At 61.8% G+C, this 23,579-nt stretch carries 20 protein-coding genes, 7 tRNA genes and 1 pseudogene; 20 read left to right on the top strand and 8 right to left on the bottom strand.

Annotated features, from left to right (window positions below):
• Positions 1-19 precede the first annotated feature (19 nt).
• The 14 genes from ACKVEX_RS13270 to ACKVEX_RS13205 all read left to right on the top strand — a co-directional run bounded on the left by ACKVEX_RS13270 (position 20) and on the right by ACKVEX_RS13205 (position 10,186).
• On the top strand, positions 20-1,762 hold the full coding sequence (locus ACKVEX_RS13270) for a PHA/PHB synthase family protein (protein WP_473216213.1): 1,743 nt from the start codon (positions 20-22) through the stop codon (positions 1,760-1,762).
• Between the two features lie 125 nt (positions 1,763-1,887).
• Positions 1,888-2,628: an acetoacetyl-CoA reductase gene (phbB, locus tag ACKVEX_RS13265; RefSeq protein ID WP_473216212.1), complete on the top strand. Its 741-nt coding sequence runs from the start codon at positions 1,888-1,890 to the stop codon at positions 2,626-2,628.
• Positions 2,629-2,903: 275 nt separating this feature from the next.
• On the top strand, positions 2,904-3,644 hold the full coding sequence (phbB, locus tag ACKVEX_RS13260; RefSeq protein ID WP_473216211.1) for an acetoacetyl-CoA reductase: 741 nt from the start codon (positions 2,904-2,906) through the stop codon (positions 3,642-3,644).
• Between the two features lie 120 nt (positions 3,645-3,764).
• The gene (phaR, locus tag ACKVEX_RS13255; protein ID WP_473216210.1) at positions 3,765-4,418 is read left to right on the top strand and encodes a polyhydroxyalkanoate synthesis repressor PhaR; all 654 of its coding nucleotides are present in this window, start codon (positions 3,765-3,767) and stop codon (positions 4,416-4,418) included.
• 82 nt (positions 4,419-4,500) lie between these two features.
• Positions 4,501-5,832, top strand: coding sequence for a 30S ribosomal protein S12 methylthiotransferase RimO (gene rimO / locus ACKVEX_RS13250; protein WP_473216209.1), 1,332 nt, complete (start codon positions 4,501-4,503; stop codon positions 5,830-5,832).
• A gap of 171 nt (positions 5,833-6,003) precedes the next feature.
• On the top strand, positions 6,004-6,945 hold the full coding sequence (locus ACKVEX_RS13245) for a patatin-like phospholipase family protein (protein WP_473216208.1): 942 nt from the start codon (positions 6,004-6,006) through the stop codon (positions 6,943-6,945).
• A gap of 80 nt (positions 6,946-7,025) precedes the next feature.
• Positions 7,026-8,363: an FAD-binding oxidoreductase gene (locus tag ACKVEX_RS13240; protein WP_473216207.1), complete on the top strand. Its 1,338-nt coding sequence runs from the start codon at positions 7,026-7,028 to the stop codon at positions 8,361-8,363.
• Between the two features lie 70 nt (positions 8,364-8,433).
• Positions 8,434-8,509, top strand: a tRNA-Ala gene (locus tag ACKVEX_RS13235).
• A 13-nt stretch (positions 8,510-8,522) separates the two neighbouring features.
• A tRNA-Glu gene (locus ACKVEX_RS13230) sits at positions 8,523-8,598 on the top strand.
• A 61-nt stretch (positions 8,599-8,659) separates the two neighbouring features.
• Positions 8,660-8,736: transfer RNA gene (locus ACKVEX_RS13225), tRNA-Asp, on the top strand.
• A 106-nt stretch (positions 8,737-8,842) separates the two neighbouring features.
• Positions 8,843-8,918, top strand: a tRNA-Ala gene (locus ACKVEX_RS13220).
• A gap of 17 nt (positions 8,919-8,935) precedes the next feature.
• Positions 8,936-9,011: transfer RNA gene (locus ACKVEX_RS13215), tRNA-Glu, on the top strand.
• Positions 9,012-9,069: 58 nt separating this feature from the next.
• Positions 9,070-9,146, top strand: a tRNA-Asp gene (locus ACKVEX_RS13210).
• A 185-nt stretch (positions 9,147-9,331) separates the two neighbouring features.
• A complete protein-coding gene (locus ACKVEX_RS13205; protein WP_473216206.1) occupies positions 9,332-10,186 on the top strand; it encodes a 3-hydroxybutyryl-CoA dehydrogenase in 855 nt (284 codons plus the stop codon).
• Positions 10,187-10,255: 69 nt separating this feature from the next.
• Here ACKVEX_RS13205 and rho read toward each other — a convergent pair whose 3' ends face one another.
• Positions 10,256-11,518: a transcription termination factor Rho gene (gene rho, locus ACKVEX_RS13200; RefSeq protein WP_473216205.1), complete on the bottom strand. Its 1,263-nt coding sequence runs from the start codon at positions 11,516-11,518 to the stop codon at positions 10,256-10,258.
• Positions 11,519-11,653: 135 nt separating this feature from the next.
• Complete coding sequence (trxA, locus tag ACKVEX_RS13195; protein WP_473216204.1) at positions 11,654-11,980, bottom strand: thioredoxin TrxA; 327 nt, start codon at positions 11,978-11,980, stop codon at positions 11,654-11,656.
• Positions 11,981-12,249: 269 nt separating this feature from the next.
• Between trxA and fdxA the strand changes: the two genes are divergently transcribed.
• The 5 genes and pseudogenes from fdxA (at position 12,250) to ACKVEX_RS13170 (ending at position 15,497) form a co-directional block, all read left to right on the top strand.
• Positions 12,250-12,573, top strand: coding sequence for a ferredoxin FdxA (gene fdxA / locus ACKVEX_RS13190; protein WP_473216203.1), 324 nt, complete (start codon positions 12,250-12,252; stop codon positions 12,571-12,573).
• A gap of 144 nt (positions 12,574-12,717) precedes the next feature.
• Complete coding sequence (locus tag ACKVEX_RS13185; protein WP_473216202.1) at positions 12,718-13,167, top strand: CBS domain-containing protein; 450 nt, start codon at positions 12,718-12,720, stop codon at positions 13,165-13,167.
• 143 nt (positions 13,168-13,310) lie between these two features.
• Positions 13,311-14,978, top strand: coding sequence for an AMP-binding protein (locus tag ACKVEX_RS13180; protein WP_473216201.1), 1,668 nt, complete (start codon positions 13,311-13,313; stop codon positions 14,976-14,978).
• Between the two features lie 292 nt (positions 14,979-15,270).
• Positions 15,271-15,384, top strand: a pseudogene (locus ACKVEX_RS13175) (HU family DNA-binding protein); the annotation flags it as partial.
• A 37-nt stretch (positions 15,385-15,421) separates the two neighbouring features.
• Positions 15,422-15,497: transfer RNA gene (locus tag ACKVEX_RS13170), tRNA-Val, on the top strand.
• A gap of 135 nt (positions 15,498-15,632) precedes the next feature.
• Here the strand turns inward: ACKVEX_RS13170 and ACKVEX_RS13165 are convergent.
• The 6 genes from ACKVEX_RS13165 to hyfB all read right to left on the bottom strand — a co-directional run bounded on the left by ACKVEX_RS13165 (position 15,633) and on the right by hyfB (position 22,934).
• Positions 15,633-16,205, bottom strand: coding sequence for an NADH-quinone oxidoreductase subunit B family protein (locus tag ACKVEX_RS13165; RefSeq protein WP_473216200.1), 573 nt, complete (start codon positions 16,203-16,205; stop codon positions 15,633-15,635).
• A gap of 37 nt (positions 16,206-16,242) precedes the next feature.
• On the bottom strand, positions 16,243-17,787 hold the full coding sequence (locus ACKVEX_RS13160; RefSeq protein WP_473216199.1) for a hydrogenase large subunit: 1,545 nt from the start codon (positions 17,785-17,787) through the stop codon (positions 16,243-16,245).
• Positions 17,784-19,244 (bottom strand): hydrogenase 4 subunit F, encoded by a 1,461-nt coding sequence (locus tag ACKVEX_RS13155; protein WP_473216198.1) that lies wholly within the window; start codon positions 19,242-19,244, stop codon positions 17,784-17,786. The genes ACKVEX_RS13160 and ACKVEX_RS13155 overlap by 4 nt, the downstream gene beginning before the upstream one ends.
• Positions 19,244-19,903 (bottom strand): formate hydrogenlyase, encoded by a 660-nt coding sequence (locus ACKVEX_RS13150; RefSeq protein WP_473216197.1) that lies wholly within the window; start codon positions 19,901-19,903, stop codon positions 19,244-19,246. The genes ACKVEX_RS13155 and ACKVEX_RS13150 overlap by 1 nt, the downstream gene beginning before the upstream one ends.
• Positions 19,904-19,989: 86 nt before the next feature.
• On the bottom strand, positions 19,990-20,940 hold the full coding sequence (locus ACKVEX_RS13145; RefSeq protein WP_473216196.1) for a respiratory chain complex I subunit 1 family protein: 951 nt from the start codon (positions 20,938-20,940) through the stop codon (positions 19,990-19,992).
• Positions 20,934-22,934: a hydrogenase 4 subunit B gene (gene hyfB / locus ACKVEX_RS13140; protein ID WP_473216195.1), complete on the bottom strand. Its 2,001-nt coding sequence runs from the start codon at positions 22,932-22,934 to the stop codon at positions 20,934-20,936. Before hyfB ends, ACKVEX_RS13145 begins: the two co-directional genes overlap by 7 nt.
• 252 nt (positions 22,935-23,186) lie before the next feature.
• Between hyfB and ACKVEX_RS13135 the strand changes: the two genes are divergently transcribed.
• Positions 23,187-23,372, top strand: coding sequence for a CopG family transcriptional regulator (locus tag ACKVEX_RS13135; RefSeq protein ID WP_473216194.1), 186 nt, complete (start codon positions 23,187-23,189; stop codon positions 23,370-23,372).
• Positions 23,373-23,579: the final 207 nt, after the last annotated feature.

The raw sequence follows: 23,579 nt of genomic DNA, 5'->3' as shown, positions 1-23,579 counted from the left end.
AGTGCCTCAGGAGGGGTTGATGTCCGATTCCAAAGACAATAATTCGAACGCGATGATGGACGGGATGCTTCAGCTCGGCCAGGCGATGGCCCAGAACTTCTTTGGCATGCTGGCGCGTCAGCATGCGGTGATCCAGGACAGCGGCGGGGAGCCGGTGACGACCCTGCCGACGCCGGAGACGGATGAGCTCGGGCAACTGCATAAGGCTTTCGCCGAGCGGCATGCCGCACTGTGGGCGTCGATGTTGCAGCGCAGACCGGGCGACGTGTCCGAACCGGTGGCGTCGCCAGAGCCGGGTGATCGGCGCTTTTCGGCGCCCGAATGGACGGAAAGCCCCCTTTACGACTACGTTCGTCAGGCCTATCTGGTCAATTCCGACTTCCTCAGGCAGATGTCGGATGCGATGCCGATCGCCGATGGACGGGCGAAATCCAGGCTGCAGTTCCTGACGCGTCAATATCTCGATGCGTTGTCGCCGTCAAACTTTGCAGCGACCAATCCGGAGTTCGTCAAGGCGGCGCTGGAAACCCAGGGGGCGAGCATCACGACCGGGATTCAGAACCTGCTTGCCGACCTGGAGAAGGGCCGGATCTCGATGACCGACGACGCCGCTTTCGAAGTGGGTCGCAATCTCGCACTGACGCCCGGCTCGGTGATCCACGAGAACGAACTCATGCAGTTGATCCAGTACGCACCGCTGACCGACAAGGTCGCGGAGAAGCCGTTGCTGATCGTGCCGCCATGCATCAACAAGTTCTACATCATGGATCTGCAGCCCGAGAATTCTCTGGTGAGATTCGTGGTGGAGCAGGGGTTCACCGTCTTCCTCATTTCATGGAAGAACGCCGGCCCTGCGGAGTCTCGCTTCGGCTGGGATGACTACTTGCAGAAAGGGCCGCTCGAGGCGCTGGACGTGGTGCGCGCGGTGACCCGTGTGAAGAAGCCGAACGTACTCGGTTTCTGCGTGGGCGGCACCATCCTGTCGTCGGCGCTGGCGGTCGCGCGTGGCAAGGGCGAGGATCCGGTCGAGAGCGTGACGCTGATGACGACGCTGCTGGACTTCGCCGAAGCAGGCGAACTGGGATGTCTGGTCGATGAGGCGAGCGTGGCCGCGCGCGAAGCCGCGATCGGCAAGGGGGGCTTGCTGAAGGGCCAGGAACTGGCCAACGTTTTTTCGGCCTTGCGTGCCAACGACCTGATCTGGCAGTACGTGGTCGGCAACTATCTGAAGGGCAAGAAACCGCAGGCCTTCGATCTGCTGTATTGGAACTCGGATTCGACCAATCTGCCGGGTCCGTTTTTGACCTGGTATCTGCGCAACATGTATCTCGAGAACAGCCTGCGCGTACCGGGCAAACTCAAAATGCTGGGCGTGAAGGTGGATCTGGGCAAGGTCGATGCACCGGCCTATCTGCTGGCCGCGCGGGAAGATCACATCGTGCCGTGGAAGAGTGCGTATCACGCGCGGCCGCTGCTCGGTGGCGAGACCACCTTCGTGCTTGCGGCCAGCGGTCACATCGCGGGTGCGATCAATCCGGCTTCCAAGAATCGTCGCAGTTACTGGACCCACGCCACCAACATCGCCGATCCGGATGAATGGCTGGAGGGGGCGAACGAACAGCAAGGCAGCTGGTGGCTGCACTGGATCGACTGGCTCAAGGCTCGGGGCGGCAAGCAGATAGCGGCGCGCGGCAAGGCGGGCAACGCGCGCTACAAGCCGATCGAGCCGGCGCCGGGGCGCTACGTGAAGGAGCGGGCCTGAACCAGCGCCTGGGGGCCGACTGGCAAACGTATCAACGATTCAAGCTGACGGCAGCGGATACGGGGGGCGCTGCCTGATATCGCATCAAGCCCTTCGAGAGATGAAACGGGAGAGGAGTAAGCACAATGACCAGAGTTGCACTTGTAACGGGCGGTATGGGCGGTCTCGGCGAAGCGATCTGCATCAAGCTCGCTGCGCTGGGATACAAAGTGGTGACGACGCATTCACCGGGTAACACCAAGGCGTCGGAGTGGCTGACGAACATGCACAACATGGGTTATGGCTTCAAGGCCTATCCGTGCGACGTTGCCGACTTCGAATCGGCCAAGGCCTGCGTGGAGGCGGTGACCAAGGACGTCGGGCCGGTCGATGTGCTGGTGAACAACGCCGGCATCACGCGTGACATGACCTTCAGGAAGATGACCAAGGCCGACTGGGATGCGGTGATCAGCACCAACCTCGACAGCGTGTTCAACATGAGCAAGCAGGTCGTCGACGGCATGGTCGAGCGCAAGTGGGGTCGTGTCATCAACGTGTCGTCGGTCAACGGCCAGAAGGGTGCGTTCGGCCAGACCAATTACTCTGCTGCCAAGGCTGGCATGCACGGCTTCACGAAGGCGCTGGCACTGGAAGTCGCACGCAACGGCGTGACGGTCAATACCATCTCTCCGGGCTATATCGGGACCAAGATGGTGATGGCGATTCCTCAGGAAATCCTGGATTCCAAGATCCTGCCGCAGATCCCGGTGTCCCGTCTGGGCAAGCCCGAGGAGATCGCCGGCCTGGTTGCGTACCTGTCTTCCGAAGAGGCAGCCTTCGTGACGGGCGCCAACATCTCGATCAACGGTGGTCAGCACATGTTCTGACCACGTCGCTGCTACGACGGGTTCGCGTGCGTGTCACATCGTTCGTGTGACCGCTGGATAAAACCCGTCGTACTGACTTCCGAAAAGCGCCCGCGACCCGGGCGTTTTTTTTGACCGGAACTTATTGCGTCGCAGCATCCATGCTCAAACAAGGGTATAATCCAACGCGCTGGGTGGCCTGAATGGGGCCCGCAGGCTCAGTTGAAGCACCCCCGTGGCTTTTGCCGCAGCGCGGCGTGCCTTCAGTATCCAACTTGTTGCAAAAGGATAGGAAAATGTCCCAAAGAATCGCACTCGTGACCGGCGCGATGGGTGGTCTCGGTACCGCAATCTGCCAGGCGCTGGCCAAGGATGGTATGAAGGTGGTGGCCAACTGTCTTCCGGGTTTTCCGCCGAAAGACGAATGGCTTGCCAGCCAGAAGGCCCTCGGTTTCGAGTTCATCCCGGCCGAAGGTGACGTTTCCGACTACGAGTCGTGCCGGGATATGGTCGCCAGAATAGAGGCCGAGGTCGGTCCGATCGATGTACTGATCAACAACGCCGGCATCACCCGCGACAAGTTCTTCCCGAAGATGGAAAAGGCGCAATGGGATGCGGTGATCAACACGAATCTGAACAGCTTGTTCAACGTGACCCACCACATCTCCGCCAAGATGGCCGAGCGGGGCTGGGGACGGATCATCAATATCTCCTCGGTCAATGGAATCAAGGGGCAGGCCGGCCAGACGAATTACTCCACCGCGAAGGCCGGTGTGCTCGGTTTCACCAAGGCGCTGGCGGCCGAGCTGGCCACCAAGGGCGTCACGGTCAATGCGGTCGCGCCCGGTTACGTCGGCACCGACATGGTGATGGCGATCCGTGACGACATCCGTCAGGGCATCATCGACAGCGTGCCGATGAAGCGTCTGGGCAAGCCAGAGGAGATTGGAGCGCTGTGTGCCTACCTGTCTTCCGAACTGGCCGGCTACATCACCGGTGCGACGATCAACATCAATGGTGGTCTGCATATGTGCTGACGCAGCATTTCGACTGCTGCAGATTCGGCGAAAGCCCCGACGATTGCCGGGGCTTTTTGTTTACCAAGCGTTATAATTGCAGTTGCGGTGCGGCATTTTGCCGATGAGGAGAGTGAGAACATGGCGGAAAAGCTCAGACTGATCAAGAAGTACCCGAATCGTCGTCTATACGATACGCGGACGAGTTCTTACATCACGCTTGCAGATGTGAAGGAACTGGTACTCAGTCGAGAAGAATTCCAGGTCGTCGACGCAAAAAGCGGCGAGGATCTGACCCGGGCCATTCTGCTCCAGATCATTCTGGAGGAGGAGGCGGGTGGGGCGCCGATGTTCACCAGCGACCTGCTCTCGCACATGATCCGTTTCTATGGCAACGCGACGCAGGGCATGATGGGCAAGTACCTGGAGAACAACATCAAGGCCTTTACCGAAATGCAGGCCAAGCTCCAGGAGCAGGCGCGCACGATCTACGGTGAGAACAGTCCGATCAGCCAGGACTTGTGGGCACAGTTCCTGAACTTCCAGGGCCCCGCACTGAAGAGCGTGATGGGGACCTACGTCGATCAGAGCAAGAAGATGTTCGATCAGATGCAGGAACAGATCGAGAGTCAGACCCGCAACATGTTCGCCGGCTTCCCCTTCCCGAAATACCCGCATGGCGAGGGCGACGAATCGAAGCACGGTCCGGCCGGTGAGCAGACCGACACCGAGAAGGTGTCCGCGCCTTCGTCCGGCACCGGTGCCGGCGGTGATCGCCCGACCGTAAAGAAATAGGCAGAATGTGGCCAGCATCCGCAAGGATGCCGAAGGTCCACATCGACCGCCGAATCACGACGGCGACAGCCAACAGGACAAGATGATTCCGAGAAAAGTGCAGGATGCGCCCCGGGTGGGGTTCGTTTCGCTGGGGTGCCCGAAAGCGACGGTCGATTCGGAGCACATCCTGACGCGCCTGCGCGCCGAGGGCTACGACATCTCCGGCAGTTACGACGATGCCGACCTGGTCGTGGTCAATACCTGCGGCTTCATCGATGCGGCCGTCGAGGAATCGCTCGATGCAATCGGCGAGGCGCTGGCCGAGAACGGCAAGGTGATCGTGACCGGTTGCCTCGGGGCAAAGGATGATGTCGTGATGGCGACGCACCCGCAGGTGCTGGCAGTCTCCGGCCCGCATGCCACCGAGGAGGTGATGCGGGCGGTGCATCTGCATCTTCCCAAGCCGCATGACCCGTTCACCGATCTGGTGCCACCGCAGGGCGTTCGGCTGACGCCGCGGCATTATGCCTATCTGAAGATCTCGGAAGGCTGTAATCACCGGTGCAGCTTCTGCATCATACCGGCCATGCGCGGTGATCTGGTCAGCCGACCGATTCACGACGTGATGAAGGAGGCCGAGGCGCTGGTCGACGCCGGCGTCAGGGAGATTCTGGTGATCTCCCAGGACACCAGCGCCTACGGTGTCGACCTGAAATACCGCACCGGCTTCTGGAACGGTCGGCCGCTCAAGACACGTCTGCTTGAACTGGCCGGGGCACTCGGGGATCTGGGCGTGTGGATCCGGATGCACTACGTCTATCCGTACCCAAGTGTGGATGACCTGATTCCACTGATGGCCGAAGGGAAGATCCTTCCCTATCTGGACATTCCGTTCCAGCATGCGAGCCCGCGCATCCTGAAGGCGATGAAGCGCCCCGCAAGTTCGGAGAACGTGCTGGAGCGTATTCGCACGTGGCGCAGCATCTGTCCCGACCTGACCATACGGTCGACCTTCATCACCGGATTCCCGGGAGAGACAGAGGAAGACTTCGAGCAGTTGCTGAACTTTCTGAACGAGGCCCGACTGGATCGGGTCGGCGCATTCGCCTATTCGCCGGTCGAGGGCGCCGCCGCCAATGCGCTCGCCGATCCGTTGCCGGACGACGTTCGCGAGGAGCGTCGCATGCGTCTGATGGCCTTTCAGGAGGACATTTCGACACAGCGGCTTGAGCGCTGGATCGACCGGGAGATGACGGTGCTGGTCGACGATGTCGACGAGGAAGGCGCGCTTGCACGATCATGTGCGGACGCGCCGGAGATCGACGGTCTGGTCGTGATTCCGAACGGCGAGCATCTCGAGGTGGGCGAATTCGCGCGGGTTCGGATCACCGACTGCGACGTGCACGACCTTTATGCCGAGCCACTGAGCTAGGAGGCTGTCGGACTTGAGACTGATCTACTGCGCCGGTGGGATAAGCGGTCCATATCTGCCCGATTTTTCGTTGCATAGAACCACTATGCGCCTCAAAATCAACCAGATATGTTGTCGCTTTCCCACTCGGCTGGTGACGATCGCTCAAGCTCGACAGCCTCCTGGGCGGTGATGTACGAATCTGCGCCGATCGAGAAACGGGACGGGCGTCCGGTCATCGGTCTGGCGCTCGGCAGCGGTGCAGCGCGTGGTTGGTCTCACATCGGCGTCGTCCAGGCGCTCGAGCGTGCGGGCATCAGACCCGATGTGGTGTGCGGATGCTCGGTCGGTGCGCTGGTCGGTGCGGCCCTGGTTTCGGAGCGCCTCGACGCGCTCGGTCAATGGCTGACTTCGCTCGATTGGCAGGATGTCGTGTCCATGCTCGACATCAGTCTGAAGAGCGGCCTGATCCGCGGTGATCGGGTGGTTCAGCATTGCGCCGAACATTTCTTTCTCGATGATTTTTCCGAGCTTTCCAAGCCCTTTGCCTGTGTGGCGACCGAATTGACCTCGGGCCGGGAAGTGTGGTTGCGTGACGGCAGCATCGCCGCAGCGGTGCAGGCGTCGATCGCATTGCCCGGATTGTTTTCTCCAGTGATGCGCCATGGTCGCGTGCTGGTCGATGGTGGGCTGGTCAATCCGGTGCCGGTCTCCTTGTGCAGGGCGCTCGGTGCGGAGATCGTGATCGCGGTCGAACTGGGTTCGGGCATGGTCGGCAAGACGCGCAGGCGGGGACGGACCCTGCCTTTGCTTCCGGAAGGCGGCTGGACGCAGAAGTTGCTCGGTTCGATCGGCCTGCGCAGCGGTGCGACCCAGACCGACGACGTGGATGATGATGCGCAGTCGGACTTGCCCTCGCTTCCGGACGTGATTGCGTCCAGCATCAACATCATGCAGATGCGTATCGCTCGCAGCCGGCTTGCGGGCGAACCGGCAGACGTGCTGATCTCGCCGCGGGTCGCCCATCTGAACATGATGGAATTCGACCGCGCGCGTGAGGCGATCGACGAGGGCGTGGCTGCAGTCGAGCGGGTGCAGTCACTGCTGAATCAAATCATGGAGGCTCCGCAATGAGTCTTGCAGTGGATCAGGGTCTCACTCGCGCTCTGACAGCGGTGGTCGGCGCCGATCGGATTTGCTCGACTTCACAGGCGATGGCACCTTATCTCACCGACTGGCGGGGTCGTTACAGCGGGGACGCGATCGCGGTGGTCCATCCGGGCAACGTGGAGGAGGTGGCGTCCGTCGTCACCCTCTGTTCGGCTCGCGGGGTGGCCATCGTGCCCCAGGGCGGCAATACCGGATTGTGTGGCGGCGCCACACCCTTGCCCGGGTCGCGGTCGGTGGTGATCAACCTGTCCCGCCTCAACAGGCTCCGGTCGGTCGATGCTGCGAACAATACGCTGGTGGTCGAGGCCGGCTGCACGCTGTCGGCCATCCAGAAGGCCGCGGCCGACGCGGACCGACTCTTTCCGCTGTCGCTGGCGTCCGAAGGCAGTTGCGAGATCGGCGGAAACGTGTCGACCAATGCCGGCGGCGTGCAGGTGCTGCGTTATGGAAACATGCGCGACCTGGTGCTCGGCGTCGAGGTCGTGCTCCCGGACGGTCGGGTCTGGGATGGTCTGCGGGGTTTGCGCAAGAACAATACCGGCTATGATCTGAAGCAGTTGTTCATCGGTGCCGAGGGTACGCTGGGCATCGTCACCGCCGCGGTGCTGAAGCTGTTTCCGCGTCCGCGCAGTCGCGCTACGGCCTGGGTGGAAGTCGTCGATCCGGATGCGGCCGTCCAGTTGCTGAACCGGCTGCAATCGAGCTGCGGCGACCGTGTCACCGCGTTCGAGATCGTCGGGCTCGAGGCGTTGCGACTGGTGCTCAAGCATGTCCCCGGTGCGCGCGCACCGATCGATCCACCAGGCGAGTGGTCGGTGCTGATGGAGTTGTCGGACACGGTCGAGGATGCGGCTCTGGACGTGTTGCTGGAGCGTGAGCTGGGCGATGCGCTCGAGTCGGGCCTGGTGCGTGATGCGGTGATTGCGAACACGCTGGCCCAGTCCGCGGCGCTGTGGGCGCTGCGCGAGAACGTCTCCGAGGCACAACGAATCGAGGGGTTCAGCATCAAGCATGACATTGCCGTGCCGGTGAGCCGCATTCCAGATTTTCTGCGTCGGGCGGAGACGGCACTGCTGCAGCGCTGGCCGGATGCGCGCATCGTCGCATTCGGCCATATCGGCGACGGAAACCTGCACTACAACCTTTCGAAAGCGGATTCCATCGACAACCAGACCTTTCTTGACCGTACGTCGGAGATCAATCTGATCGTTCATGATCTCGTTCATGAACTGGAGGGATCGATCTCGGCCGAACACGGGCTGGGCCAGCTCAAGCGGACCGAGATTGTGCGCTACAAGTCGGCGCTCGAGATCGAGATGATGCGCATGCTCAAGTCGGCTTTCGATCCTCGTGGCCTGATGAATCCCGGCAAGCTGCTGTGATCGGTGTAATTCCGGATGGAGGCTTTACACGGTCGGGAGCGCACCCTATAATGCGCGCTCTTTCGCCGTCGGGGGTATAGCTCAGCTGGGAGAGCGCTTGCATGGCATGCAAGAGGTCAGCGGTTCGATCCCGCTTACCTCCACCAACGAAAGAGCCGGGTCCCCATCGTCTAGAGGCCTAGGACATCGCCCTTTCACGGCGGTAACCGGGGTTCGAATCCCCGTGGGGACGCCAGGAATTTCAGATGCGCAGGGATCGCGCGTCGGATGCCGGGATGTCATCCGGTTGTGGTTTTGGAGTGGTAGTTCAGTTGGTTAGAATACCGGCCTGTCACGCCGGGGGTCGCGGGTTCGAGCCCCGTCCACTCCGCCAGTACGATCGCGTCATGCTTGTGCATGGTGCACTGTTCAACAGGTGCAGGGCAGGCCGGGAGGCTTGCGGCGCTTGGGGTGCATGACTATAATGCTTTGCTCTGTCAGGGGGTATAGCTCAGCTGGGAGAGCGCTTGCATGGCATGCAAGAGGTCAGCGGTTCGATCCCGCTTACCTCCACCAGACAGCAGCAAAGCTAGGTCCCCATCGTCTAGAGGCCTAGGACATCGCCCTTTCACGGCGGTAACCGGGGTTCGAATCCCCGTGGGGACGCCAGATTCTGGTGGTCTTTTTGTCCAAGACCACCGCCGTTCGAACGAGCGGCTGCAGTTCTGGAGTGGTAGTTCAGTTGGTTAGAATACCGGCCTGTCACGCCGGGGGTCGCGGGTTCGAGTCCCGTCCACTCCGCCAACTTCGAAAGGGAGCCCATAGGGCTCCCTTTTTTTCTGAGCATCTCCGTTGGCCGCGTCGCCGACACATATGACACTGACTGGCGCGCAGCGCAGCCGTGGGTTAGAGTTGAAACGTACGTCCAGGTATGGATCGATCTTCCAGACCGATCGGGCGTCGATCATCACGAACGGGAGAGCGACACAATGAGCATTCGCAGGGTGGGCGTCGTCGGCGCCGGGACGATGGGCAACGGAATCGCGCAGACGTTCGCGGTAGCCGGTTTCGAGGTAATCATGTCCGATGTGAGCGACGACGCGCTGGAACGTGGGGTCAGCACGATTTCCGGCAGCCTGGATCGCCTGATCAAGAAGGAGAAGATGACCGAGGCGCAGAAGGCTGACGTGATGGGCCGCGTCAGCACCAGCAAGGCGATCGGCGCGATGGCCGATGTCGATCTGGTCATCGAGGCAGCTACCGAGAATCTCGATATCAAGCTCAAGATTTTCGCCCAGTTGGACGACTGCATGAGCGCCGACGCGATCATCGCGACCAACACGTCGTCGATCTCGATCACCAGGCTGGCCGCGTCTACCCGCCGGCCCGACAAAGTAATCGGCATGCATTTCTTCAACCCTGTTCCGTTGATGGCCCTGGTCGAACTGATACGTGGGTTGCAGACTTCGGATGAGACCCATGCCGCTGTGGAGGAGGTGTCTCGCGCGGTTGGCAAGACGCCGGTGCAGGTCCGGAACAGCCCGGGCTTCGTGGTCAACAGGATGCTGTGCCCGATGATCAACGAGGCGGTGTTCGCACTGGGCGAAGGTCTCGCGTCGGCGGCCGAGATAGACGAAGCGATGAAGCTCGGTTGCAACCACCCGATCGGGCCGTTGGCCCTGTGCGACCTGATTGGACTTGATGTGGAACTGGCGGTGATGCAGGTGCTGTTCGAGGGTTTCAAGGACCCGAAATATCGGCCCGCACCGCTGTTGGTCGAGATGGTCGAGGCTGGCTATCTGGGGCGCAAGACCGGTCGGGGTTTCTTCGATTACAGCAAGTAGGATGTGTTCTGAAGCGACGGAGCCACCCGTTCGGGTGGCTCCGTCGATGCGCAGGGGGCTGCTCCAGGCTCAGCGTCCGGAGCGCATTGCGTCGTAGAACTCCGCGTTGCTCTTTGTCGCCCTGACCTTGTCGAGCAGGAATTCCATCGCATCGATGTCATCCATGCCGTACAACAGCTTGCGCAGTACCCAGACCTTTTGCAGGATGTCCGGCTTCATCAGCAGTTCCTCGCGTCGGGTGCCCGAGCGATTGACGTTGATCGCCGGATAGACGCGCTTCTCGGACATGCGCCGGTCGAGGTGCAGTTCCATGTTGCCGGTACCCTTGAATTCCTCGTAGATGACATCGTCCATGCGGCTGCCGGTGTCGATCAGTGCGGTAGCGATGATGGTCAGACTGCCGCCTTCCTCGATGTTGCGGGCCGCGCCGAAGAAGCGCTTGGGTTTTTGCAGCGCGTTGGCATCCACACCACCGGTGAGCACCTTGCCGGAGGCGGGCACGACGGTGTTGTAGGCGCGCGCGAGACGGGTCAGCGAATCGAGCAGGATCACGACGTCCTTCTTGTGCTCGGTGAGTCGCTTGGCCTTGTCGATGACCATCTCCGCGACCTGGACGTGACGCGATGCGGGTTCGTCGAAGGTCGAGGCGACGACCTCGCCACGCACCGAACGCTGCATCTCGGTCACTTCCTCCGGGCGCTCGTCGATCAACAATACGATCATGACCACGTCGGGGTGATTGGATGTGATCGCATGCGCGATGTGTTGCAACATCACGGTCTTGCCGCTCTTGGGCGGCGACACGATCAGTCCGCGCTGACCTTTGCCGATCGGCGCGATCATGTCGATGATCCGACCGGTGATGTTCTCCTCGCCGCGCATGTCGCGTTCGAGCTTCAGACATTCGTTCGGATGCAGCGGGGTCAGGTTCTCGAACAGGATCTTGTTCTTGCAGTTCTCCGGCGATTCGCCGTTGATCTTGTCCAGCTTGACCATCGCGAAGTAGCGCTCACCGTCTTTCGGCGTGCGGATCTCGCCTTCGATGGTGTCGCCGGTGCGCAGGTTGAAGCGCCGGATTTGCGAAGGCGACACATAGATGTCGTCGGTACCGGCCAGATACGAGGTATCCGGAGAACGCAGAAAACCGAATCCATCGGGCAGTACCTCGAGTGCCCCGTCGCCGAATATCGGTTCGCCCTTCTTGGCGGTGTTCTTGAGCAGGGCGAACACGAGCTCCTGCTTTTTCAGCCGGTTGGCACCTTCAATGCCACTGACCGTGGCCATCTCCAGGAGCTGGCTGACGTGGAGGGCTTTTAACTCCGATAGTTGCATGGCAGCGGGACGCGATTGAGCGTAAGTGAGTGAAACTAATGAGGGGAGGATGGCGGGGGGTGTTGCGAGCGGCGCCGGGTCGGGAGTGTGTGCCCCGCGGGCGCCGCTAGGGATATCGTCTGATATCGGAGGCGTTCAGAGATTGCTGTCGAGGAATGCGGTCAGTTGCGATTTGGAGAGCGCACCGACCTTGGTCGCTTCGATGTTGCCGTTCTTGAAAAGCATCAGCGTCGGGATTCCGCGAATACCGAACTTCGCCGGCGTTTCCTGATTCTCGTCGATGTTCAGCTTGGCGACCTTGAGTTTGCCGGAATATTCCTTCGCGACGTCGTCGAGGATCGGTGCAATCATCTTGCACGGCCCGCACCACTCGGCCCAGTAATCGACCAGAACCGGTGTCTGCTCCTGCAGCACTTCGGCTTCGAAATTGGCATCGGTAACGTAATGAATATGCTCGCTCATGGTTCCTCGCTTCAGGGGGTGGCGATCGTGATTCTAATCGGGAGTCGAGCCAGAACTGGCTCGGAGGGTGAGGCTCGGTCGGGCCGAAGTCTTTATAGGTTTTTCCAGAAGTTATGCGAAGCCGCCTGCCGCGTCAAGAATTTCCGCAGGAATTCGTCGATTACTACCGATTCGGCGTGGTAAAAAAGGGCGCGACTCGGCTATATTGAGCGCGTTCGGCCTGTGCGCCCGCCGTCGCAGGCCTGGTTCAAGCGAGTGGAGAATTTGACATGACCTATGTGGTGACCGAATCCTGCATCCGGTGCAAGTACACCGACTGCGTCGACGTGTGTCCGGTGGACTGTTTTCGTGAAGGTCCGAATTTCCTCGTCATCGATCCGGAGGAGTGCATCGACTGCACGCTGTGCGTCGCCGAATGCCCCGTCGAGGCGATCTATGCCGAAGATGACGTGCCGTCCGATCAGGTCCATTTCATCGCGTTGAATGCGGAGTTGTCCAAGCAGTGGAAACCGATCGTCGAGCGCAAGGATGCGCTGCCTGACGCGGACGAATGGGCGGCCCGCAAGGACAAGCTGTCAGAGCTGATCAAGTGATGTCGGCTCGCGCCGAACGCGGGAGCGGGTGAAGGTGTCGATCGCGGTTAATCTGATCGGGGCCGTCAACGCAGGCGACCCCTCGCGCTTGAGATTCTCGACGCTCGCGCTCGCGCGGCGACGCAATACTGGGAGACTGTGAAGATGCTGGTCAGCGAAATTCTCGCAATCAAGGGCAAGGTCCTTTATACGGTGGCCGCCGATAGGCCTCTGGCCGAAGCGGTCGAAATCATGACCGAGCAGGACGTCGGATCGGTCGTCGTGTTCGAAGGTGGGCGCATGGCTGGGATCGTGACTTTCCGCGAGGTCCTGCAGGCGGTTCATCGAGGCGGGGCCGAATGGGGACGAACCCCGGTGCGTGACGCAATGGTCGCGTCGCCGATGACGGCTTCGCCGAACATGGAAATGGATGAATTGCGTCGACTGATGGTGGATCATCACCAGCGCTATCTGCCCGTCATGGAGGATCTCACGCTGATGGGCGTGGTGTCCTTCCATGACGTGGCAAAGGCGGTGCTCGAAGAGCAGAGTTTCGAGAACCGCATGCTCAAGAACTACATTCGCAACTGGCCCGAGGACACTGGCGAGCGTTGAGTTTTCCGCGCGGGACATGGTTATGCGTTAGTCCCGCTCTGGCCGAAAGCCCGGCATATCCGGTAGCGTGATGGCGCGCGGCCGTCTGGCTGGAATCGAACTGTCTGCGACATGACAGCTTTCCAGGCGGATGAGGAGAAGGCATGGACAAGGTTTGGCTGAAGAGCTACCCGGAAGGCATCCCCGCGGAGATCGACGTAGACGAGTTTGCCTCGCTCGGTGATCTTTTCGAGCAGGGTGTTCGAAAGTTCGGCCCGCGCACCGCCTATATCTCGATGGGCCGTCGTATCAGCTATGAAGAGCTGGACCGGCTTTCGACGAGTTTCGCCGCCTATCTGCAGCAGGTGTTGAAGCTTCCGCCCAGATCCCGGGTCGCGCTGATGATGCCCAACCTGCTGCAGTACCCGATCGCGATGTTCGGTGTGCTCAGGGCCGGATACACCGTGGTGAACGTGAATCCCTTATACACGCCGCGGGAACTCGAACATCAGCTGGAAGATGCCGGCGTCGACACCATCGTCATCGTCGAGAACTTTGCCCACACGCTGGACACGGTGCTGCACAAGGTCAGCGTGAGTCACATTATCGTGACCTCGCTCGGGGAGATGCTGGGTTTCCCGAAAGCGCAGATCGTCAACTTCGTCGTACGCCAAGTGAAGAAGATGGTTCCGCCCTGGCGCCTGCCGGGGGCGATCGGATTTTCCGAGGCGCTGCGTCGCGGAGGGGCCCATCGTCTGCAGCCGGTCGATGTCGGTCACGACGATATCGCATATCTGCAGTACACCGGCGGAACGACCGGCACGGCCAAGGGTGCTGTGCTGACCCATGGAAACATCATCGCGAACCTGCAGCAGGCGCACGCATGGATCAAGCCGTTTCTGGCCGAGGGTGAAGAGGTCATTATCACCGCCTTGCCGCTATATCACATCTTCTCGCTGACGGCGAACTGCCTGACGTTCTTCAAGATCGGTGCGACCAACGTGCTGATTGCCAATCCGCGCGACATTCCCGGCTTCGTCAAGGAACTGGGCAAACACCGCTTCACCGTGATGACCGGGGTCAACACCCTGTTCAATGCGTTGCTGAACAACCCGGACTTCGCGAAGCTGGATTTCTCCGGACTCAATTTCGCGCTGGGGGGCGGGATGGCGGTCCAGCAGGCGGTTGCCGAGCGCTGGCAACGGGTCACGGGAAAGGCGTTGATCGAAGCTTACGGGCTCACCGAAACATCGCCGGCGGTCACGATCAACCCGCTTGACCTTGAGGAATTCAATCACGCCATCGGGCTGCCTGTTTCGTCCACCGATGTCAGCATCCGCAATGAGGACGGAGATGAGGTGGGTTTCGACCGACCCGGCGAATTGTGCGTGCGTGGCCCGCAGGTGATGCGTGAATACTGGAACCGGCCCCAGGACACCGCGAGGGCTTTCACACACGATCGATTCCTTCGGACCGGCGACATCGCAACGATCGATCAGCGCGGATTCGTTCGAATCGTCGATCGAAAGAAGGACATGATTCTGGTCTCGGGTTTCAACGTCTTTCCAAACGAGGTCGAGGATGTGGTGGCGAGCCATCCCGGCGTCATCGAAGTCGCCGCAGTCGGCGTTCCGAATGAACACAGCGGAGAAGCGGTCAAGTTGTTCGTGGTGAGGAAGGACCCGTCATTGACGGTGGACGACATCATCGCGCATTGCAGGGCGAACCTGACCGCCTACAAGGTTCCACATCTGATCGAGTTTCGCGAGGAACTGCCCAAGACCAATGTGGGCAAGGTGCTGCGTCGCATATTGCGTGACGGGAAGGGCTGACCGGTTGCATTCGCGGCAGCGAGTCTGCCTCGGGATCTGTGGGCGGCTTGGTCGGCACATGGCGTCGCGTTCAGCATCGTTTCGGCCCCTCTCCGACCAGGGTCTGTAGCCGAAACGGGTTTTTCTGCGTTGTTGACATGCCTGAATTCAGCGCGCTATGACGATCGTGCAGGGACCATCAAGGTCGCTTGGTCGGTTCATTCCCTGCGACGTCGCTTGGTGCGCGGCGTTCCATAACGACGTCGAACGATCAGAAAGGAGTTTTGGTGAATAAATCCGAACTTGTCGATGCGATCGCTCCGCGCGCACCGGTCGAAACCCTCGTACAGGCAAGGCGATCAAGATCAAGGCGGCAAAAGTGCCCGGGTTCCGCGCTGGCAACGGCCTGAAAGATGCACTAGAATAATGCGCTTTTCGAGGAGGGCAGTCTCCTCATCCAGAGCGGGTGCTTAGCTCAGTTGGTAGAGCGTCGCCCTTACAAGGCGAATGTCGGCGGTTCGAACCCGTCAGCACCCACCAAACGCCCCGAAGCCCGGACGCGATCCGGGCTTTGTCATGCAGGGGCAAGGCGCATGTGCGGCTGCGTGCTTGACCCGCTGCTTGGGGCTGGCCTAGCCGGTCGAAGGTCTTTTCTTCAGCCGGGCTCGAGCGCGCTCAACGCGGCCTTGGTGTCATGTCGCTCAAAGGCGATGGGTCGGACGAGTCGGTGGACGTTGTTTCAGGGCCGTGGACGGCAGCCAGAATGCCGCGCAGGATGTCGAGCGGCGGCGGTGGGCAACCGGGCACTGCGACATCGACCGGGATCACGTTCGATACGCGTCCGCAGCTGGCATAGCTTTCGCCGAAAATCCCGCCTGTGCAACCGCAATCGCCTACCGCCACGACCAGCTTTGGTGCGGGCGTGGCGTCCCAGGTGCGCTTCAGCGCGATCTCCATGTGGCGCGATACGGGACCGGTCACGAGCAACATGTCCGCATGGCGCGGACTGGCCACGAACTTGATGCCCAGACCTTCGATGTTGTAATAGAGGTTGTTCAACGCGTTGATTTCCAGTTCGCATCCGTTGCATGAACCTGCATCGACTTCGCGTATGGCCAGTGAGCGGCCGAGTATCGACAGGATGCGCTGCTGAATCTGCTGAGCCTCGGTGCGCCATGCCGTCTCGGCCTGGGGTGCGGGCTCGCTGACGAGCCCGCTTCGAGCGATGCGCTTCAGAACATGCCACATGAAGGCCCCCTGAATGGATGAATCGGCTGAACCTGGCTCATGAGTCGTGCCCCGCGTAGCTCAGATTCAGGGATTTATTGATCAGCGGAAAATCCGGCACGATGTTGCCGATTACCGCGTGCTCGAGCACCGGCCAGTTCTCCCACGACGGGTCGTGACAATGGCAGCGAGTGATGCGGCCATGCGCGTCGGTTTCGAGCGCGACGAAGATCGGGCCGCGCCAGCCCTCTATCCAACCGGCACCGAAGCGCTCGACCGGGGCGCCGACGGTGCGCCGCAACTCGCCGGCCGGTAGACCGGCGAGCAAGGCCTCGATCAACCGCAGCGACTCGAACACTTCGTCGAAGCGCATCGCGACGCGGGCCGCGACATCGCCCCTCGTGTCAGTCGCGATGCGTACTGCGAGCGTGTCGTAGGGCGGCCACATGTGATCGACGCGGAGGTCGGCCGCCTGGCCGCTGGCACGGCCGGCCATTCCGGACAGACCGAACGCGGCAGCGAGTTCCGGCGTCACGCGACCCGTCGTCACGAACCGATCCTGCAGGCCCGCGTGCTCCTCGAAGATGCTCCTGAGCTCGCGGACCGCGCGTGCGGTTTCGGCCGCCTGCATGCGCAGGCGATCCCGATCGTCGTCGGCCAGATCGCCGAGGACACCGCCCGGCGCGACGCAGTCCATCATCAAGCGGTGGCCGAACACGTCGAGGTTCGCCCGCAGCCAGTCTTCCCGCAGTCGCGAGAACTGCGCGAGCGCGAAGCCGAACGCGGCGTCGTTGCCGATCGCGCCGAGATCGCCGAGATGATTCGCAATGCGTTCGCGTTCGAGCATCAGCGCGCGCAGCCATTGCGCACGCGCTGGAACTTGCGTGCCGTCGAGGGCTTCGGTCGCCATCGCATAGGCCCATGCGTACGCGACGGTGCTGTCGCCGCTGACCCGACCCGCGAGCCGGCTGCCGGATTCGAGATCCATGCCGATGAAGCGCTTGTCGATGCCCTTGTGCTTGTAACCGAGGCGCTCTTCGAGTCGCAAGCACTTCTCACCGACCACCGAGAAGCGAAAATGGCCGGGTTCGATGATGCCTGCATGGACCGGTCCCACCGCTATCTCGTGCACGCCATCGCCCTCGACGAACACGAACGGGTAATCGTCAGGCTGCAGATCGAAGCGTTCCTGTCCGGTATGGTCGCGGCGAAGCGGGAAATAGTCCGCCGGCCACGCGCCGTGGCGCAGCCAGGGGCGTCGGTCGGTCGCGTCCTCGGCGTCAAAGCTGACCAGGTCGTGGGTGGCCCGCTGCATACGGGCGGCCGCCGGAAAGAAACATGACAGATCCGGATACGCCGCGTTGGGCTCTTCCAGCGGCAACTCCACCCACAACAGGCCGTCGGAGATCGCGTATGCGGCCGCTACGACAAGTCCGTGACCTGTGTCGTCGCGGTCTGTACCCCACAGGCTGACCAGTCTGCCGTGCGCTTCGACGATGCGGCGTGCCAGCTCTATCCATTGCGCGCGATCCACGCCCGCGCGATACATCGGCAGCGGCGCGTCGATACGCGCGAAGTCGATTTCCAGGCCCAGGAATCTCATGTTCCGCCTCCGATCATGCGCGCGGCCTGTTCATACCAGGTGTTCAGATACGGCGGAATGTAAAGGCCCAGCATCAGCGCCAGCGCGAGGTGGACGAATACCGGCACCAGCGCCGGCGGGTGCGGCAGCGGTTGCAGCGCGGTTTCCCCGAACACCATCGGGTGAACTCGCCCGAAGATCGCCGCGAACGCGACCGCGAGTGCCACCAACAACAGCGGCGTGGACCAGGGCAGCTCTCGCATCGCCGTCGTCAGGATCAGGAACTCGCTTGCGAACACACCAAACGGCGGCATACCCAGAATCGCCAGTGTCCCGATCATCAGACCCCACCCGACGGTCGGACTCACCTTGACCAGTCCGCGAATGTCTTCCATCGCTTGTGTTCCCGCCTTCTGCACCGCATGCCCGACTGCGAAGAAGATGGCCGACTTCACCAGTGAATGGACAGTCATGTGCAGCAGGCCTGCGAAGTTCGCGATAGGCCCGCCGATGCCGAATGCGAAGGTGATCAAACCCATGTGTTCGATCGACGAGTAGGCGAACATGCGTTTCACGTCGCGCTGACGCGACAGGAAGAAGGCCGCTGAGACCACCGTGACCAGCCCGAAACCGATCATCATCTGGCCGGGCAAGCCATTGCCGAGCGCACCGTCTGCGAGCACCTTGCAGCGCAGGATCGCGTAAAGCGCGACGTTGAGCAAAAGCCCCGAAAGGACGGCGGAGATGGGTGTCGGACCCTCCGCATGGGCATCGGGCAGCCAGTTGTGCAGCGGCACCAGACCGACCTTGGTCCCGTAGCCGATCAGCACGAACACGAAGGCGAGCGTCAGGATGTCCGGGTCGAGCAGATGCTTGGATGCGGCGAGATGGGTCCACAGCAACGCGTCGTCGCCGCCGCCCATGGCCCGTTCCGCGGCCAGGTAGATCAGGATCGTGCCGAACAGCGCCTGTGCGATGCCGACGCCGCACAGGATGAAGTATTTCCAGGCCGCTTCGAGACTCGCCGGTGTGCGGTATACCGAGACCAGCAGGACCGTTGCCAGCGTGGCCGCTTCCATCGCGACCCACAGAATCCCCAGGTTGTTCGTGGTCAGCGCCACCAGCATCATCGAATTGAACAACTGGTACATGCTGTGATAAAGACGCATCCGCCGCGCCGTCATCTTGCCGTGGGCGAGCTCGATGCGCATGTAGGGGCGGGAGAACAGCGACGTGGTGAAGCCGACGAGGGCGGTCAGCGTGACCAGGAAGACGTTCAGAGCATCGACGAAGAACCACGCGCCCCATACGAGGAGCGGACCGTCGCGGATCACGATGAAGGTCAGCCACAGCGATACCAGGAAGGTCAGCAGGCTGACCGCGGCGTTGATGTCATAGGCGACCTCACGGTCGCCACACCATGCCAGCACAAGCCCGCCGATGAGCGGAATCGACAGCACGAGCGCGAGGGCTTCCATCAGTCGTCCTTCAGCTTTTCGATGTGGTGGATGTCCAGACTGTCGAACTGCTCGCGGATCTGGAACATGAACACGCCGAGAATCAGGATCCCGACCAGCACGTCGAATGCGATACCCAGTTCGACGATCATCGGCATTCCGCTGGTGGCGGCCGTTGCGGCAAAGAACAGGCCGTTCTCCATCGACAGGAACCCGATCACCTGCGGTACCGCCTTCGAGCGCACGATCATCATCAGCAGCGAAAGGAGCACGCACGCGAGCGCGATGCCCAGCGTGTCGCCGGCCAGTGCTTGAGAAAGGCTGGCGATTGGCGCCGCAAGGTTGAACGCGATGATCACCAGCACGATCCCGATCAGCATCGTCGCCGGGATGTTCACCAGCGTCTCGACGTCCCAGCGCACGTTCAGCCGGTCGATGACGCGATGCAGCAGAATCGGGATCGCCACGACCTTCACCACGAAGGTGATGGCCGCCGAAAAATACAGGTGAGTGTGCCCGGTGAGGTATGCGACCACCAGCGTCGCAGCCACGAGTGACACGCCCTGCAGCGTGAAAAGATGGATCAGGGTCAGGATGCGCCTTTGCGCGATCATCGCGAAGGCGAGCACCAGCAACAGCACCGCGAACAGGTCGATGGTCTGGGCGAGCAGCGCGTCCACGTCAGATCTCCCGCCGGGCCGTCGTGATGGCGGCCTGCGGCCCCGTTGCGGACAGCGAATGAAGCGAACTTGGGGACTCTTTCATCCTAGGCTCCCAGCAACACGTGTACGAGCAGCGCGATGACCGCGAGCAGGAAGGCGGTTGCAAGAAACTCCGGCACGCGGAAGAGCCGCATCTTCGCGTTGATGGTCTCGACCAGTGCAAGCAGCACGCCGCCGATCGCGAGCTTCGCGACGAGCACCGGAATCGCAAACAGGATCGCGGTTGGCGTGACGGCCTCGGCGACCCCCCACGGAAAGAACAGCGCGAGACCGATCACCGAGTACGCGAACAGTTTCAATGAGGCCGCCCACTCGATCAGCGCGAGGTGGCGGCCCGAATATTCCAGGATCAGCGCCTCGTGGATCATCGTCAGTTCGAGGTGAGTGGCCGGGTTGTCGACCGGCACACGGGCGTTCTCGGCGAGCGACACCATCGTGAAGGCCACCCCGGCGACCGCCAGGCTCGGATAGATCGCGAGCGGCTGGTGTGCGAGCGTCTCGACGATGCGTGCGAGCGACGTCGATTGCGTGATCAGCGATGCGGAGAACAGCACCATCATCAGCGCTGGTTCCGCGAGAAAACCGATCAGCATCTCGCGTCGCGCGCCGAGCGTGCCGAACGACGTGCCGATGTCCATCGCCGCGAGCGACATGAACGTGCGCGCGAGTGCGAACAGCCCGACCAGCGCGATCGCGTCTGCAACCGGGGCGAGTGGCAACTCGGTCGACAGCGTCGGTGCGATTCCGCATGCGAGCGCCATGCAACCGAACACGATGTAGGGGGCGAACCGGAACAGGGGAGAGGCCGATTCAGCCACCACCGATTCCTTGTTGAACAGCTTGTGCAAGAGCCGGTAGGGCTGGAACAGGCTTGGTGCACGGCGGTTCTGCAGCCACGCACGCCACTGATTGACCCAGCCGGTCAGCAGCGGCGCGAGCGCCAGCGCGAGCACGATCGCGAGCAACTGAGCGAAGATTCCGGACAGCGTCACCATTTCATCACCAGCAGCAGAACGATCAGCGTGAAGAAGCTGTACATCAGATAGATCGAGATGCGCCCCTGCTGCAGGCGCCCGAAGAGGCGGGCGAGCCGCTCCGTGAGTCTTGCGATCGGCAGGTACAGCCAGTGCCAGAAATGGTCTTCGATGATCACCCGATACACCGGCTTCGCGTCGAAGGGCCGGGGCAACTCGCGCTTCATGCGGAACACCGGTTCGAATATCTGTCGAATCGGCTGCCCAAAACCTTCGGCGGTATCCTGCATGCGCGCGGTTTGTGCGGGAAAGCCGCAATCCCAGGGCGGGGCGCGCCGGATCCTGCCGTGATAGACCCGACGGACCAGCAGCACCGCGAGCCACGTCCCGAGCGCCACCACGAGCAGGAACATCAGTGGGCCGTAACTCGCGCGTTCGATCGAAGTCGGCGCCAGCAGCAGCCAGCCGTTGGCACGCACCGTAGCGGCGATGCCGCCGTCGATCAGCACCTGTGTCACCGGGTCGATGAGGCCGATCACCGGCACCGGAAAAAGTCCGAGCATGATGCAGCCTGCGCCTAGCCACACGAGTCCGGCGCGCTCGAGCGAGGAAGCCGGTTTGGCATCGACCAGCTTCGGTTCGCGCGGCTGGCCGAGGAACACGACGCCGTAGAACTTCACCATCACGTAGCCGGCGAGCGCGGCGACGAGCGCAATCGCCGCGGCGACCACCGGGACCAGCATGTTCAGGAACGAGTTCGGCAGGTCGGTGGTGAACAGAAAGCTCTGCAACAGCATCCATTCTGCGACGAAACCGGAAAAGGGCGGCAGGCCCGCGCTCGTCAGGATGCCCACCAGCGCAAGCGTCGCGACCCAGGGCATGCGCCGGATCAGTCCGCCGAGCTTGCCCAGGCTGCGCTCGCCGGTTGCGTGCAGCACCGAACCAGTGGCGAGGAACAACAGGCTCTTGAAGAACGCATGGCTGATGACGTGATAGAGCGCTGCGGTCAGGGCCAGGCCTGCGAGCGCAGTCATGCCGTAGGCGTGAAACAAGACGCCGAGACCGATTCCGACGAACAGCAGGCCGATGTTCTCGATCGACGAGTACGCGAGCAGCCGCTTCATGTCCGTCTGAGCGGCGCTGAACACCACTCCGAAGACTGCGGTGACGAGTCCGAGCGCGAGCAACACGACCCCCCACCACCACAGCGGCATCCCGACCAGATCGAAGGTGACCCGCAACAGGCCGTAGATCGCCGTCTTCAGCATCACGCCGCTCATCAGCGCGGAGACCGGCGACGGCGCAGCCGGGTGTGCCTCGGGCAGCCACACATGCAGCGGCACGATGCCGGCCTTGGCGCCGAACCCGATGGTTGCAAGCAGGAAGGCCGCCGAGCCCCAGAATGGTGACAGGTCTTGTGCGCGCATGTTCGCGAACGTGTAGTCGCCGGTGCCCGCCTGCAGCACGCCGAAGCACAGCAGGATCGCGAGCGCGCCGACGTGGGCGATGAGCAGATAAAGGAAACCCGCCTGACGAATTGCAGGCACGCGATGATTGGCCGTGACCAGGAAGAAGGACGCGAGCGCCATCGTCTCCCACATCACCATGAAGGAATAGGCATCGTCGGCCAGCGTCACCATGGCCATGCTCGCGAGAAACACGTGGTACTCGAGGCATAGCAGGCCGGGCGGCGTGCCTTCGCCGTGGCGGAAATAACCGGCGGCGAAGATCGAGATCCCGGTGCCTGCAGCACCGATGACGAGCAGGAAGAAGGCCGACAGTCCGTCCAGGCGCAAGTGAAACGGAAGGCCAGGCAAGCCCAGCGCGAGCACTCTGGTCTGGGGGTCGGAGAGCAACCCGAGCACCGCGATCACCGCCAGCGCGAGCGCCAGGACGCCGCCGACCGGAAACAGCACCCTGGCCACGAACATCGTGCTCTGCAACACAACGACACCGATGGCGCCGAGCGCGAGCCACGCCGAGATGATCCACAGGATCCCGTCGAGTTCCGTCATGGCGTTTTCCGGGCGGCACCGTCGCGGCGCCGGTTGCGACGTCGACGACGCAAGAGCGGAACCGCGGCGGCTCCGGTACCGACTTCGGCCCGGCCCGCGAACCGGGAGAACTGAGCGTCTGCGCTCAAGACAGGATTCCTACAGGGTTGTGACGCGTGCGATGAAACCGACACGTCAATGTGCATTGCGTACACATTACATGATATGTATCATCGCTTTCAATGTGAATATGATGTTAATTAAAAATACGCGATGGCGGAAAAACGCACTGCACGGCTGACCCTGCTGATTGATCCCCGGAAGAAGAAGATCTTCGAGGAGATCTGCGCCAGTCGGGATCTCACACCTTCCCAGGTGGTACGCAGGCTGATTCGCCAGTACATCCAGGAAAATGCGGGTGACCGCGTGCTGCCCGATTGGTTGAAAGATCCGAACTGAAGGACCGGGGCGGGGGGCCTGGCGTCACACTTTGGCCGGTCGGGTTGCCTGACGGAAGGATGCTGTTCCGGCGTAATCGTCGCCTTCGCCGCGTCGGCATCAACCATCCTGGCCGTTTGGAGCAAGCCATGATGTGCTCGGGTCGGCACCGCCCCGAGATGTACCGCCGTACGCTGGATCGTGTCCCGGGGCGTGGTGTAAGAAGCA

Origin of the sequence: Denitraticella aggregata (assembly GCF_048158365.1) — a bacterium.
Taxonomy (GTDB): domain Bacteria; phylum Pseudomonadota; class Gammaproteobacteria; order Burkholderiales; family Rhodocyclaceae; genus Azoarcus_F.
Note: the sequence above shows the minus strand (reverse complement) of the source record. Positions and strands in the feature narration are given on the sequence as shown.

Bases quoted from the DNA above. Each gene is read 5' to 3' on its own strand.
- ACKVEX_RS13135 (WP_473216194.1), top strand. From the start codon at position 23,187: ATGGCGGAAAAACGCACTGCACGGCTGACCCTGCTGATTGATCCCCGG.
- ACKVEX_RS13205 (WP_473216206.1), top strand. From the start codon at position 9,332: ATGAGCATTCGCAGGGTGGGCGTCGTCGGCGCCGGGACGATGGGCAAC.
- ACKVEX_RS13180 (WP_473216201.1), top strand. From the start codon at position 13,311: ATGGACAAGGTTTGGCTGAAGAGCTACCCGGAAGGCATCCCCGCGGAG.
- ACKVEX_RS13155 (WP_473216198.1), bottom strand. From the start codon at position 19,244: ATGGAAGCCCTCGCGCTCGTGCTGTCGATTCCGCTCATCGGCGGGCTT.
- fdxA (WP_473216203.1), top strand. From the start codon at position 12,250: ATGACCTATGTGGTGACCGAATCCTGCATCCGGTGCAAGTACACCGAC.
- hyfB (WP_473216195.1), bottom strand. From the start codon at position 22,934: ATGACGGAACTCGACGGGATCCTGTGGATCATCTCGGCGTGGCTCGCG.
- rimO (WP_473216209.1), top strand. From the start codon at position 4,501: ATGATTCCGAGAAAAGTGCAGGATGCGCCCCGGGTGGGGTTCGTTTCG.
- phbB (WP_473216212.1), top strand. From the start codon at position 1,888: ATGACCAGAGTTGCACTTGTAACGGGCGGTATGGGCGGTCTCGGCGAA.
- ACKVEX_RS13165 (WP_473216200.1), bottom strand. From the start codon at position 16,205: ATGTGGCATGTTCTGAAGCGCATCGCTCGAAGCGGGCTCGTCAGCGAG.
- ACKVEX_RS13160 (WP_473216199.1), bottom strand. From the start codon at position 17,787: ATGAGATTCCTGGGCCTGGAAATCGACTTCGCGCGTATCGACGCGCCG.
- phbB (WP_473216211.1), top strand. From the start codon at position 2,904: ATGTCCCAAAGAATCGCACTCGTGACCGGCGCGATGGGTGGTCTCGGT.
- ACKVEX_RS13145 (WP_473216196.1), bottom strand. From the start codon at position 20,940: ATGGTGACGCTGTCCGGAATCTTCGCTCAGTTGCTCGCGATCGTGCTC.
- ACKVEX_RS13270 (WP_473216213.1), top strand. From the start codon at position 20: ATGTCCGATTCCAAAGACAATAATTCGAACGCGATGATGGACGGGATG.
- ACKVEX_RS13240 (WP_473216207.1), top strand. From the start codon at position 7,026: ATGGCACCTTATCTCACCGACTGGCGGGGTCGTTACAGCGGGGACGCG.
- phaR (WP_473216210.1), top strand. From the start codon at position 3,765: ATGGCGGAAAAGCTCAGACTGATCAAGAAGTACCCGAATCGTCGTCTA.
- trxA (WP_473216204.1), bottom strand. From the start codon at position 11,980: ATGAGCGAGCATATTCATTACGTTACCGATGCCAATTTCGAAGCCGAA.
- ACKVEX_RS13185 (WP_473216202.1), top strand. From the start codon at position 12,718: ATGCTGGTCAGCGAAATTCTCGCAATCAAGGGCAAGGTCCTTTATACG.
- ACKVEX_RS13245 (WP_473216208.1), top strand. From the start codon at position 6,004: ATGTACGAATCTGCGCCGATCGAGAAACGGGACGGGCGTCCGGTCATC.
- rho (WP_473216205.1), bottom strand. From the start codon at position 11,518: ATGCAACTATCGGAGTTAAAAGCCCTCCACGTCAGCCAGCTCCTGGAG.